The sequence below is a fragment of the Enterococcus sp. AZ141 genome (genome assembly GCF_051714385.1).
Lineage (GTDB): Bacteria > Bacillota > Bacilli > Lactobacillales > Enterococcaceae > Enterococcus_D > Enterococcus_D entomosocium.
In genome coordinates this window covers 2,786,557-2,798,507 of sequence record NZ_JBIORT010000001.1, presented here as the reverse complement: position 1 = coordinate 2,798,507, position 11,951 = coordinate 2,786,557, and the positions used below count along the sequence as shown (strand labels likewise).

General features: G+C 41.7%; 13 protein-coding genes. 1 reads left to right on the top strand and 12 read right to left on the bottom strand.

What is annotated here, in order from left to right; translation table 11 throughout:
- The first annotated feature begins 26 nt into the window (after positions 1 to 26).
- Positions 27 to 1,553 carry an ABC-F family ATP-binding cassette domain-containing protein gene (locus IGI89_RS12890; protein ID WP_061054206.1) on the top strand — a complete coding sequence of 509 codons (1,527 nt, stop codon included), beginning with the start codon at positions 27 to 29 and terminating at the stop codon, positions 1,551 to 1,553.
- 39 nt (positions 1,554 to 1,592) lie between these two features.
- Here the strand turns inward: IGI89_RS12890 and IGI89_RS12885 are convergent, their stop codons facing one another.
- From IGI89_RS12885 to IGI89_RS12830, 12 genes are all read right to left on the bottom strand, one after another.
- The gene (locus tag IGI89_RS12885; RefSeq protein WP_016620081.1) at positions 1,593 to 2,624 is read right to left on the bottom strand and encodes a lysylphosphatidylglycerol synthase transmembrane domain-containing protein; all 1,032 of its coding nucleotides are present in this window, start codon (positions 2,622 to 2,624) and stop codon (positions 1,593 to 1,595) included.
- A gap of 27 nt (positions 2,625 to 2,651) precedes the next feature.
- Positions 2,652 to 2,924 carry a DUF1294 domain-containing protein gene (locus IGI89_RS12880; protein ID WP_005235800.1) on the bottom strand — a complete coding sequence of 91 codons (273 nt, stop codon included), beginning with the start codon at positions 2,922 to 2,924 and terminating at the stop codon, positions 2,652 to 2,654.
- Positions 2,925 to 2,957: 33 nt separating this feature from the next.
- A complete protein-coding gene (locus IGI89_RS12875; RefSeq protein WP_008380060.1) occupies positions 2,958 to 3,866 on the bottom strand; it encodes a diacylglycerol/lipid kinase family protein in 909 nt (302 codons plus the stop codon).
- Positions 3,867 to 3,967: 101 nt separating this feature from the next.
- Positions 3,968 to 5,200 (bottom strand): peptidase T, encoded by a 1,233-nt coding sequence (gene pepT / locus IGI89_RS12870; RefSeq protein WP_429969824.1) that lies wholly within the window; start codon positions 5,198 to 5,200, stop codon positions 3,968 to 3,970.
- An 11-nt stretch (positions 5,201 to 5,211) separates the two neighbouring features.
- A complete protein-coding gene (locus tag IGI89_RS12865) occupies positions 5,212 to 6,330 on the bottom strand; it encodes a Nif3-like dinuclear metal center hexameric protein (protein ID WP_303393850.1) in 1,119 nt (372 codons plus the stop codon).
- Complete coding sequence (locus IGI89_RS12860; protein ID WP_438735720.1) at positions 6,327 to 7,022, bottom strand: tRNA (adenine(22)-N(1))-methyltransferase; 696 nt, start codon at positions 7,020 to 7,022, stop codon at positions 6,327 to 6,329. The genes IGI89_RS12865 and IGI89_RS12860 overlap by 4 nt, the downstream gene beginning before the upstream one ends.
- Positions 7,023 to 7,117: 95 nt before the next feature.
- Positions 7,118 to 7,576, bottom strand: a complete 459-nt coding sequence (locus IGI89_RS12855; RefSeq protein WP_016620078.1) for a hypothetical protein — start codon at positions 7,574 to 7,576, stop codon at positions 7,118 to 7,120.
- A gap of 23 nt (positions 7,577 to 7,599) precedes the next feature.
- On the bottom strand, positions 7,600 to 8,532 hold the full coding sequence (gene dnaI, locus IGI89_RS12850) for a primosomal protein DnaI (protein ID WP_016611842.1): 933 nt from the start codon (positions 8,530 to 8,532) through the stop codon (positions 7,600 to 7,602).
- Positions 8,532 to 9,908, bottom strand: coding sequence for a replication initiation and membrane attachment family protein (locus IGI89_RS12845; RefSeq protein ID WP_315041874.1), 1,377 nt, complete (start codon positions 9,906 to 9,908; stop codon positions 8,532 to 8,534). The genes dnaI and IGI89_RS12845 overlap by 1 nt, the downstream gene beginning before the upstream one ends.
- Before the next feature lie 13 nt (positions 9,909 to 9,921).
- Positions 9,922 to 10,392 (bottom strand): transcriptional regulator NrdR, encoded by a 471-nt coding sequence (nrdR, locus tag IGI89_RS12840; protein ID WP_005226004.1) that lies wholly within the window; start codon positions 10,390 to 10,392, stop codon positions 9,922 to 9,924.
- Between the two features lie 204 nt (positions 10,393 to 10,596).
- Positions 10,597 to 11,238: a FusB/FusC family EF-G-binding protein gene (locus IGI89_RS12835; protein WP_438735719.1), complete on the bottom strand. Its 642-nt coding sequence runs from the start codon at positions 11,236 to 11,238 to the stop codon at positions 10,597 to 10,599.
- 246 nt (positions 11,239 to 11,484) lie between these two features.
- On the bottom strand, positions 11,485 to 11,814 hold the full coding sequence (locus IGI89_RS12830; protein WP_008380072.1) for a hypothetical protein: 330 nt from the start codon (positions 11,812 to 11,814) through the stop codon (positions 11,485 to 11,487).
- Positions 11,815 to 11,951: the final 137 nt, after the last annotated feature.

Genomic DNA, 11,951 nt, shown 5'->3' with positions numbered 1-11,951 from the left:
TACAGCTTTTTTATATGGAGGAAATGATGTTAACATTAACGAATATTAGCCAACAATTTGGCGACAAATTGCTTTACGAAGACGTTTCCGTTCAAATCAACCGTGGTGAAAAAGTCGGTTTGATTGGACGGAACGGCGCTGGCAAAAGTACTTTAATCAAAATCATTACAGGAGAAATTCTCCCCGATGATGGCTTCGTCCAATTTCCGAAAAATTTGAAAATGGGCTATTTGGATCAATACGTCAATGTTGATGAAACGCAATCGATCCGTGATTTTTTGCGCTCTGCCTTTGCAGAAGACTTCGAAAAAGAGCAACAGATTGCCGATCTTTATACTTCTTATGGCGAAAGCCTCGACGATAAGCTTTTAGAAAAAGCGGGCGAATTGCAAAATCAATTGGATCAAGGAAATTTCTACCAAATGGATACATTGATCGATGATTTAGCAGAAGGGTTAGGTATTTCTGTTCTCGGAATGGATACCCCCCTCGCTTCTTTAAGTGGTGGTCAACGCTCAAAACTGATCTTGGCAAAAATGCTGCTAGAAAAACCCGACATGCTGATTTTAGATGAACCGACCAACCACTTAGATGATGAGCACATCAAATGGCTAGTTGAGTTTTTACAGGACTTTACTGGTACCTATTTAGTCGTTTCTCATGATCGTCAATTCCTTAACGAAATCACAACCCATATCATTGATATCGAATTTGGCAAGCTTTCTAAGTATACGGGGAATTTAGACAAAGCATTAAAACTAAAAACGCTGCAAAATGAAAGCTATATGAAGCAATACGAAGCACAACAAGAGCATATCAAGAAAACCGAAAGCTATATTCGTAAATACAAAGCTGGTTCTCGTTCAACGATGGCAAAGAGTCGTGAAAAGCAGTTGGCAAAAATTGATCGTTTGACCCCACCGCAAGATGTCCCTAAACCCCATTTAGGATTTGATTTGGCACCAATCGTTACCACCTTGGCCTTGGAAACCACCAATCTAGTCATTGGATACGACCAAAAGCCCTTACTCTCCCCGATCAACCTAACGATCCGCTATGGCGAAAAAATTGCTATACGGGGATTTAATGGGATCGGTAAATCAACATTGATCAAAACAATTCTTGGTGTGATCCCAGCAATTGAAGGGGCCGTTTCTTACCCACAGCATACAAAATTCAATTACTTTTCTCAAGACCTTGACTGGGAATATCCATTGCAGACCCCTCTTCAATACCTTGAGGATCTTTTTCCGAAGGCCACCAACAAAGAATTGCGACGGCAACTTTCTCGGGCAGGTTTACCTAGCCAATTAGCCCAGGAAGAATTGAAGCTATTAAGTGGTGGTGAACAGACAAAAGTCAAACTAGCCGAAATGATGTTGATCAAAAGTAACTTCTTGATTCTTGATGAACCGACCAACCATATCGATCAAGATACGAAAAACAATTTGGAAGAAACCCTAGCGGCCTTTCCTGGAACAGTTTTGATCGTTTCCCATGAAGGCGAGTTTTATGAATCCTTTGTTGATCGGATCATTGATTTGAAAGACTAAAAAAACACGCTTATCCTCTATTCGAAGATAAGCGTGTTTTTAACTTTCCACTTTTTCTTTTCTTAATTCAGTCAACTCTTGGCTAATATCTTTGCGTTTTTCTTTCATTACATAAGCAAAACCAATTATGAAGGGCCAAATGAATGTTGCTAAACGGTACAGTAGCATGGAAGACGCAGCATCGACCGTGCCAACTAATGGACCAAAAAGCAGCATATAAATAAATTCAAATGATCCGATCCCTGCCGGTGTTGGAATCACCCCGGACAAGACGACGGCAAAACTGATGAAGGATAACGTCAACAAGAAATCGATCTCTGGATGCTGCACAACAAGAATCACATAAGGAATCACATACCAAGGCAGCATCTTCAAAAGATTCCACAAATAGATACGCAAGAAAGCGGTGCGGTCGGTAATGATCGCATTGACTGTTTCTCGTAAAGAATAAATTTGGGTGTTGCATTTGTCAACGATTCCTCTTAATGTCGCACTTTTGAACAGCTTATTGCTGACGATCACGAAAAAGACTTGAATGTTGATGCTGACCGAAAGTGCTAACAAAGCGGCAATGATCAAAAAAACGAGTACGATCCCCGCTAAAATTACCCAAATCATATTGGGTGCATTGTCATAGAATAGCGAAAATTGAATGATCAACCCAGCGATTGCATAAGTCAATATGGCGAACTTATACATCACCATGTGTAAGGTGGTGACCCCAACGCCCTGTGACAACTGCAAGCCATTTTTACGGTAAAAATTCACCTCTGAGATTAAGGTGCCTGCCCCAAACGTCACAATCCGATAAAAACCACTGTAACAGACGGTCAGAAACCCCGCCTTGGTGGTGAATTCCGGTTGGAAAGTCACGGCAATCTCTTTGACTGTTCGTCCTTCAATCACTAGGTACAGTGTGCCAAGCCCCATAACCAGTAAGACGACGAGAAAGCTGGTCTCTCTTAGCCCCGCCAAAATATCCATCATCGAGTTACGGACAAAAAAATACATCACACCCAGAATCCCTACTAGTAAAAGTAAATTAAGGGCGAACTTCACTTTAGTTTTCATATTAACTCCTTGCTTGTTATACCGAATTTATGCAAAAAAGACCATCAGCAGGATAGCAAAAACGGTGCCAAAAGCAAAAAAGAGGTGAAACTTCTTCTTTCTTGTTTTGTGGCGAAATACGCGTTGCGCAATTAAACCGCCTAATCCTCCGCCAATCGCCCCCATAAAAAGGAGATTTGCTTCGGGAACCCGCCAACCTTGTTTCACTGCCTGATATTTATCATACCCCATCAGACAGAAAAGATAAAGATTGACTGCAATTAAATAAAACCACAATGGATTGTAAATCAGTGCATTCATCCATTTCCTCCATATGATTGATCGTAGGGATCATTATTTTGATTCTTGTGCTTCTTCAGGTACCAGCATCGTCAAACCATGTTTGATAACTTTCATCTCAATCGGTAGATCATCCGTTGGGTCGCCATCGGTTCGAGTATGAACCGTTTTTTCTTTGGCCTTTATTGAGACCTTTGCGGCAGTGAAATATTCAACACTTGGTACTTTGGCAATTCTACCACGAATAATTCTTGGTAAATACAAAATAAATCGTAAAATATTCAGTTTTGGCAAAAGAATGATATGAAACAATCCGTCATCAGGCTTTGCTTCTTCATCGAAGTTCTTAAACCCACCTGCTGAATTCGACATGACGATCGTCAGTAATTGAGTTTTCCCCTGCCATTTCCGTTCGTCAGCAATGACTTCTAATTTGTATTGTTTCTTTTTGATCAACAGATGAATGAACCGTTTCATAAACGCTAACGGCCCATATTGCTGTTTTTCTTCTTGGGAAGTGGCTGCGGCGGTATCTGCCAGAAGACCAATGGTCATGGTCGAGATCATGACTTGATCATTGACCGTCCCGTAGTCGATCGATCGCTCAACCCCCGTTAAGATCGTCTCGAAGGCCTCTTCGGGCTTCACCGGTATCCCCAACATTCTGGCAAAATTATTTACGGTTCCACCAGGAATGATGCCGACCTTCAACTCATCTAACTTTTCTTTAAAGGTTTGCAATCCATGATGGATCGTCCCATCTCCACCGATGATCACAATCGTATCGACTGCGTGTTTTTCGGCAGCCTCTCGAACGTCTTTGGGATCCACGTCTGGATTTGAGGCCTGCAAGAACGCTTGATGCTCTTCGCCTTGTTCTTTCACATAGGCTTGGAATTTTTCTGCTGTTTCTTTTGCTTCACTTTTCCCGGCTGTATCATTGTATAAAACGAGAATTTTCATCCTATTCACATCCTAAAAAGGCCGGGTCTTACGCAAGACCTGCGTGAAGAGTTCCCAGCCCAAGAGTTTTTCATTTATTCCAACAAATCAAAAATCAACGTTTATGCTTGAGCATTCAGTTCGGCGATTTTCACAATCACATCGGTCGCTTTCATCATTGATTGTAGTGAGACGAACTCATAACGTCCGTGCATATTTTCTCCACCAGCAAAGATATTCGGTGTTGGAATCCCTAAATAGGAGATTTTCGAGCCATCGGTTCCACCACGAACAGGTTCTGTTATCGGAGTGATTCCCACTGCTTCCATCGCATCTTTTGCTAGATCAATGATACTCATATCTTTTTCGATGATTTCTTTCATGTTGTAGTATTGATCATATAGATGAACGTGTACTCTCGGTTCATCAAAGCGGGCATTCAAGCTTTCTTGAACCGCTAATAATTGTGCTTTTCTTTCTTCAAAACGGGTCCGGTCATGGTCTCGAATAATGTATGCCATTTTCGCTTCTTCTACTGAGCCGCTGAGACTCATCAAATGGAAGAACCCTTCTGTCCCTTCGGTTTTCTCAGGAACTTCATCAGCCGGTAGCGCATTTTGAAAATCGACTGCTAGTTGCAAAGCGTTGATCATGGTGTCTTTAGCAGTTCCAGGGTGGACATTTTTTCCTTGGATCGTAATTTCAGCTTGCGCCGCATTAAAGGTCTCGTATTGCAATTCTCCTACTGGACCGCCATCCATTGTATACGCAAAATCAACATTGAAATCTTCAACATCGAATTTATCTGCACCAACCCCAATTTCTTCATCAGGGCCAAATGCGACTTTGATTTCCCCATGTTTGATCTTTGGGTTTTTAAGTAAAATTTCCATGGCTGTCATGATTTCTGCAATACCTGACTTATCATCAGAACCTAATAAAGTAGTACCATCAGTAGTGATCAAGGTTTCCCCAGCATAATTTTCTAAATTCGGAAAATCTTTTGTATTTAATGTGTATTTTCCTTCTTTATCTAATTTAATGGTTGATTCGCCATCGTAATTTTCGATGATCTGCGGATCAACATTCTCTGCATTAAAATCGGCAGTATCCATATGGGCGATAAAACCGATGGAGCGTACGTCATGATCCACGTTACTTGGTAATGTTGCGATCACAAAACCATTTGATTCATTGTAATGAACATCGCTTAATCCTAATTCTTCAAGTTCTTTTTGCAGTTCTTTGGCAAACGCGACCTGTGTTTGGGTAGAAGGTGTTGTCGTGCTTGTCGCATCAGAGCGAGTTTCTGTTTTTACATAATTCAAAAAGCGAGGCAATAAATTTTCGTACATAAAAGATTCTCCTATCTATAGTCAAATGGATTTGTTGAAGTGGTGGAAGGAACAAAGGTCACAGCCCAGTTCTCTTCTGCTTTCCACTGGTTGAATTTCTCAATAAACCGAGGAATACATTCCTTTTCGATATTGTGCCCTGGATCGATCCCAATCAACCCATTGGCTTGCATGTCATGGGCGAAATGGTAACTGATATCGCCAGTGATGTACACATCCGCTTGATGGCGTAAGGCATCCGAATAAAACGATTGGCCACTGCCGCCGCAAATGGCGATTCGCTGAATTTTTTCAGGTGCACCAGGAAAGCTGACGAGGCGTAAAGCAGTCAAACCAAAGCGCTCTTTGACACGTTCGACAAACTGATCAAGGGAAAGAGGCTCAGCGAGGTTGCCAACCCGTCCGATTCCATAGGTTTTCGGCAAATTGTCTAAGGCATACAGATCATAAGCTGGCTCTTCGTAAGGATGAGCAGCGATCATTGCCGAAAGCACCTTTTTCTCGATCGTTTCTGGAAAAATGACTTCGGTCTTCGCTTCTTGCACCTGTTCTTCTTTTCCGATCTCACCAATGGCAGGATGTGCCGCTTGCTGTGGCGTAAAGCGACCGGTGCCAATCAAGGAATAGCTGGTATTTTGGTAATTGCCTTGCTGACCAGCACCTGCTTTACCTAATGCCTTTCGTAACGCTGGTGCCGATTCAACAGGGGTAAAAACAGCTAGCTTCTTCATTTTTACTTGATGGGTTTGCTTCAAATACGTGTCGGGTTCAACTTCTAATAGTTCACAAAACCAATCGTTCAAACCATCTTCAATAATATCCATATTGGTGTGGGCGGCGTAAACGGCAATATCATGCTTGACGAGATCCATTAGCATCTTTTGTTGTGGATCATCTGTCAGTAAGCGGTTCAAAGGCCGAAAGATCGGTGGGTGTTTGGCAATGATCAAGTCGATCTTTTTCTCGATGGCTTCTGCAACCACTTCTGGACGTACATCAAGAGTCATCATGACTCGCTCGAGCGGTTTGTTTAATGTGCCAACATGTAGACCAACAGGATCGCCTTCTTCTGCCAACCATAAAGGGCAGTATGCTTCAAAGCGTTTGATAAATTCTTGACCAGAAATCATGCCAACACCTCCTTGATCCATTCGATCTGATCCTTTAATTCATTGATTTTTTCAGCAGGTGGTTCTTTGGCTTTCTCTAACTCTTTAATGACGCGTTGTCGTTGCTTTAATTCATGTTGCCATTTTTTAAGGAAAACTGGATTTTTTTCTTTTAATAAACAAGGACCAAAAAATAATTGCTGGGACGTATACGTCGTTTTTCCAGTTTCCGCAACGATAATTTCATAGTTTTTGTCGTTTTCTTCTAAAAGTACTTCATGAATGATTATAAAGTTGTTGCTAACGAGCCATTCTCGCAAAGTCCGTTCCCCAACATTCGGTTGTAAGACCAAGCGTTTGACTCCCGCTAAGCGATTTTTCCGGCTACCTTCTTCTAAAATCGAACGTATCAGTGTGCCGCCCATTCCAGCAATGACAACGGTGTCGATGTTGTCTTCAGGTTGAATCGCGTCCAGTCCATCTGCCAAGCGAACCACGATTTTATCAGCTAACCCGTTCTTACGCACTTGTTTGCTGGCAGAATCATAAGGTCCTTGAACAACTTCTCCAGCTACAGCATAAGAGATTTTGTTCTGCAGCATCAATGCAACAGGCAAGTAAGCATGGTCGGAACCGATGTCGGCGAAACGTGCTTGGTCGGGAATTTGTGCGCCCACACAAGCCAAACGATCCGATAATGCATGTTCGTTCATATTGTCACTCCTTCTCTCGTAGTATATCACGCTTTCCAAAAATAGAAAAAAATGTGCGTCTTGACTGTGGTGCCATTGCCAAGGCGCACATTGCATTAATCTTCCACTAATTCAACCTTTTGGATCGAGTTGCCCGGAATTTGCGGCGGGATCGACATCGTCATGATCGGTATGCCTTGCAACGTCACCTGGACGGTAGCACCTTCCGTCAATTCCTCCAGATCTCCTGAATAAGCCTCGACTGGGACATGTAGGATGACCCCATCATTTTGAAAACTTTGGACGACTTGATCGTCATCTTCCACTGCCGCCACCTCTTTCAAAAAGAGTGAAAAGGTATCATCCGATCCTGCTATCGCATCTTCTTGGATAACACCAGTAAAAATTGCGGCTGTTTCCGTTTCTGATGTACTATTTGATACGGAACTGGTCTGCTCGCTAGTTTCAGAAGTTCCAGTCTCCCCATTTGCAGCGCTGTTTCCCTGATTGCCGCAAGCTGTTAAAAGCAGCATTGCTGCAAAGGATAATCCTATTATTACCTGTTTTGTCATCATCTTCTTCCTCCAGTAATAGTCAGTTATTGGCCATCATTTCGTCGGTTTTTACCAGTCATTTGAATTTCTTGTGTCAAATAACGGATACGTTCCATAATGCGCTTGGCTTTTAATGGTTCGGATTCACCTCGTTGCGTCACCGAAAGATGCTGTTCCAACTCATGCATAGTAAAATTCGAAGTAAAAAAGGTCGGCAGTTGTTCTTGCATGCGGTATTGCAATATGACACCGAAGACTTCGTCGCGAATCCAGCTGCTCATCGCATCAGCACCGATATCATCCATCATCAAAATTGGGGCTTTTTTCACTGCATTCAGCTTGTCCCCCACTTGATCTTTGCCGATTGCTTGTTTCATCTCTACCGCAAATGTTGGAAAGTGGACAAGTGTCGTTGTATACCCCGCCTCTGCTAAATCTCTGGCGATTGCTCCAAGCAGGTAAGTCTTGCCAATCCCAAAACTTCCTACAAAGTAAAGGCCTTTATGAAATTCTTGCGGATTCGCTGTCAACTCACTAATAAAATCAACGGCGGCTGCGATAGCCTCCATTCGTCCAGGCGTTTGCTGATAATCTGCAAAACTTGCTTCTTGTATATCTTTAGGCATATCCATCGCTTTGATGCGACTGCGAATTTCTTCTTGTTTTTGATATGCCAGTAGTTCTTTCGTTGGTACATAGGTGACGTCAATAAAATGAAAATTTAATGCTAAGCGCGGCTCATAGCCCGGTGCGATCATGGATGGATCATTGATGCGGAATTTCCGCTTTTCTTGAACGAACTCATACAGTTTCGCATAGCTTTTTTGAATATCCGCTTCGGTCAATGCTTCTTCATTTTCGGCAATAAACGCTTTGACATCAGGATCTTGCAAAACTTCTGCCATCATTGATGAAAACTGATCACGGTAATTGCGTTTATCCAATAATTTCCCTAAGTTTTTTCCAACATCTTCCATTACTTGTCACCAGCTTTCTTATGCAAGTAGTTTTGCAGTTTTTTATCTAATTCTGCTTGTCGTTCTGGCGTTAATGCTGTCTCTTCCACTGGTTTTTCAGCCCAAGAAGGCAGCTTTTCTTCGCGAATGATTTTTTTGCCGCTTGTTTGTGGTCGGCTGCGTTTTTCCTTGGCACTTCGAACAAGGCTCCGAACATGCTTGATCGCATCTTCTGCCGTACCGATTTTTAATTCTGACCACTGGGCGGCAATATTATTTACATAATTTCCGGATAAAGCGGCATTGTTTTGGACTACTAAAACGTAATGAACCAGAACATTGATCACACTATTCGGCAATGGTGATCGTTCGACAAGGCTTTTGATCAACCATTGTTCTGAATCGGTCATAAAACTGTTTTTCTCCGCTTTGATCGCCTTTAGAAAAGCGATCGGTGCATTGTTCTCACTTTCTTGAATCAATAATACATCATTTTCTGAAAAACCATTCTGTTTTAAGGTATTGAAGCGGCGCAACTGACTTTCCGCTTGAGGATCTTCTCTTGTCGATGTTTTCGTGAAGGTCTGCCGCGATTTTTTCATGATCGCTTGTTCCAACTTCTTCTGATCGACCTCTCCTGTTGTCAAAGAAACATTGTCCGCCATCAAATCCAACAATTCCAACACATCATAGCCGTATAAGGAATGATATAGAACTAACTTTTGTCGAAAACTCGGCGTGAAATTAGCGGCACGGATATACCGACGTTGCGCTTCATATAAAAGAAAGTCCCAATCCAATTGCTTTTCGTCAAGCACCAAGTTTGCATTGGATTCTTGAAAAGAATTACTGACTGCCTGTAACGTTTCTTCATGAGAGGCGAAACGAGCGGTATTTAACCCATAGGCAACTGAGAAGGATTGGGTCACTTCCTGATAATCGGTTAAAGAACATTGCTTTGGTTGATACAGCTTGACCAGCTGATTAAATTTACGCTCCCCGACTCTTTCCAACAAAAGATAGGTATACAATTCATCTTGAAAAAACGCTGCCGGATGAACCGGTTCTTGCAGCCAATACAGATAGGAGGATCCGTTTTGCAAATCTGCTTTTTCATATGATTTCAGCAAGCCGATACCTTCTAGGTTTTGCTTGGCTTTTATGAAGCGAGACATTCCGACATTCATGGCATTCAAGATATCTAGATGCACGGTCGTCATCGACTCCTCGCCAGAAATGCTTTGGGCTTGGACATCGCTTGCTAGTGTCAAATACAACGCTAAAGCATCACTTTCAATAATTGGTTGATACAAATAAATGAGGGCGTCTTTCCCTTCCGTTGTAAGTGGACGGCTTTTGAACACTTTGTACGATTGATTCGGTAAACTATTGCCCACTTGTTGTCCCCCTCTATTCTTGTGGTTCTTTCGCTTTTTCGACGATGTCTTGTAGTTCTTTTAAGAAAACTGACATGTCTTTAAACTGACGGTATACACTGGCAAAACGGATATAAGCGATCTCGTCTAAATCAACTAGATCTTCCATCACATACTCACCAATTTGTGTCGTAGATATTTCATTTTCACCAAGAGCACGGACACGACTTTCCACATGATCGACGATTGTTTCCATCTGATCCATTGTCACTGGTCGTTTTTCAGCAGAACGAATCAAGCCCCGTAAAATTTTTTCTCGGTTGAATTCTTCACGGGCACCATTTTTCTTGATCACAAGCAAGGGTGCCTCTTCAATACGTTCAAATGTTGTAAAGCGATAGCCGCAATTTTCGCACTCACGACGACGGCGAATCACACGTCCATCATCGGCTTGTCGACTATCAACTACCCTCGAATTGTTATGATGACATTTTGGACATTGCATAGTTCCACCTCATTTTCTCTCTTATGCGCTTACGTTTTCACGTAAAGTCATCGGTTTATATGATTAATTATAACATGAAATCCATTGGTACAATAGCCAAAGTGGTTTATTCTGTTCATTTAATACAAAATTTAAATAATGCTATAACTGTTGTTTTTTTTCAATGAGAAAAAACGGCAGAAAGATTTCTGCCGTTTCATTTCGTTATTTATCTTTCATTTGCAGCAAAGAAACAAAATCATGCAAATTTGCTGGCTGTTCCAACTGCTGATTGCACCTTTGGCTATCACGGCAAATATAATTCCCGCGTTTCGTATATGTTCCATCGCCGTTGCTCTTGGTCAAAGAAAGAAACATCGACACATTTCCTTCATGCTGGCACAAGGGACAGATCCCTTTTTTGACCTCGGTTGACACATGACCGTGAAGTCCTGTAAATCCCTGCTCAGTGGCTATGATCATAAACTTGCTTTGACTACCGATATCATCCCAAGCAAGATAAGTGGTCTCTTTTAAATCAACGGAAGCAAAATCAGGTATTTTCAGTTTTTTTACTTTCTGAAACATTTTTTCAATTTGTTTTGTTGTCGGCACCTGAAAGGGTCGGACGTACTCTCTGAGTTCTGTTAACAGCTCATTGCTGCGACTGATCGTCATCCCCTGTTGAAAGAAAGCAGCTAAAATTTCACGTGGTGCTGTTTCTTCTTCAGGAAAAAAATGTTCTATGGCGTCTTTGGTCATCGTTTCAACCGTTTTGATCGTTCGAGGATCATTCACCGATTGATAGGTTCGAACTAATTGGTATACTTGATGTTTAATTGAATGAAATTGGTAAGGTTCGATCATAAAAAAGCCTTCTTTCTAATTTTCCGTTTCCTATTGCGGCTGTTCTACTTTCTTGACAGTCGTACACAATGCATAAATAAGCATTTGATGACCACCTCCCAATTTCTTTGCTTCTCTCTATGCGATCTTAATGGATTATAATGAGATGTTGAGCAATTGTCAACTGAGCAGTAGTCTCTTGACTCTTCATCCACTCTGGTTAACAAAAAAATGCCTCGTCTAGAAGACGAAGGCATCCGTGTTCAGTTATAATTTATCTTCAATTCCAGTATAATGCTTCAGCTGGTCTGCATCTCGACGATCGGCAGAAGAAATTTTATTGGCATCAGGATTTTCAGCTCGCAACAATTCTTCACTGCTGACATTTTCTGGGGTAGTTCGATCATTGCGGGCATCGCGCTCGTCATTTTGATCTTCTAATTCATTGACTCTTTTTTGATCGTGCTCTTTCTTGATCTGACCTTCGTGTGCTTGTTCTTTCCCAGAATGGGCAAGTTCTTCATTATTGGTCCACTCACCGATTTTTTCTTTAGCCTTGCCAACGATCACATCTTTTTCGTCTTTAAAAGTACCCATAGTTATCATCCCTCCTGTATAGTTTCATCATAACAAGCATTCTGAATTCTGACAAAAGATATGAATGCGATACCAACCAACCAGCGAAATTTGGACTGATGTGTTATAATAGTAGGTATTATTTTCTGAATATTCTT

Bases quoted from the DNA above. Each gene is read 5' to 3' on its own strand.
- IGI89_RS12890 (WP_061054206.1), top strand. From the start codon at position 27: ATGTTAACATTAACGAATATTAGCCAACAATTTGGCGACAAATTGCTT.
- IGI89_RS12885 (WP_016620081.1), bottom strand. From the start codon at position 2,624: ATGAAAACTAAAGTGAAGTTCGCCCTTAATTTACTTTTACTAGTAGGG.
- IGI89_RS12880 (WP_005235800.1), bottom strand. From the start codon at position 2,924: ATGAATGCACTGATTTACAATCCATTGTGGTTTTATTTAATTGCAGTC.
- IGI89_RS12875 (WP_008380060.1), bottom strand. From the start codon at position 3,866: ATGAAAATTCTCGTTTTATACAATGATACAGCCGGGAAAAGTGAAGCA.
- pepT (WP_429969824.1), bottom strand. From the start codon at position 5,200: ATGTACGAAAATTTATTGCCTCGCTTTTTGAATTATGTAAAAACAGAA.
- IGI89_RS12865 (WP_303393850.1), bottom strand. From the start codon at position 6,330: ATGATTTCTGGTCAAGAATTTATCAAACGCTTTGAAGCATACTGCCCT.
- IGI89_RS12860 (WP_438735720.1), bottom strand. From the start codon at position 7,022: ATGAACGAACATGCATTATCGGATCGTTTGGCTTGTGTGGGCGCACAA.
- IGI89_RS12855 (WP_016620078.1), bottom strand. From the start codon at position 7,576: ATGATGACAAAACAGGTAATAATAGGATTATCCTTTGCAGCAATGCTG.
- dnaI (WP_016611842.1), bottom strand. From the start codon at position 8,532: ATGGAAGATGTTGGAAAAAACTTAGGGAAATTATTGGATAAACGCAAT.
- nrdR (WP_005226004.1), bottom strand. From the start codon at position 10,392: ATGCAATGTCCAAAATGTCATCATAACAATTCGAGGGTAGTTGATAGT.
- IGI89_RS12835 (WP_438735719.1), bottom strand. From the start codon at position 11,238: ATGATCGAACCTTACCAATTTCATTCAATTAAACATCAAGTATACCAA.
- IGI89_RS12830 (WP_008380072.1), bottom strand. From the start codon at position 11,814: ATGGGTACTTTTAAAGACGAAAAAGATGTGATCGTTGGCAAGGCTAAA.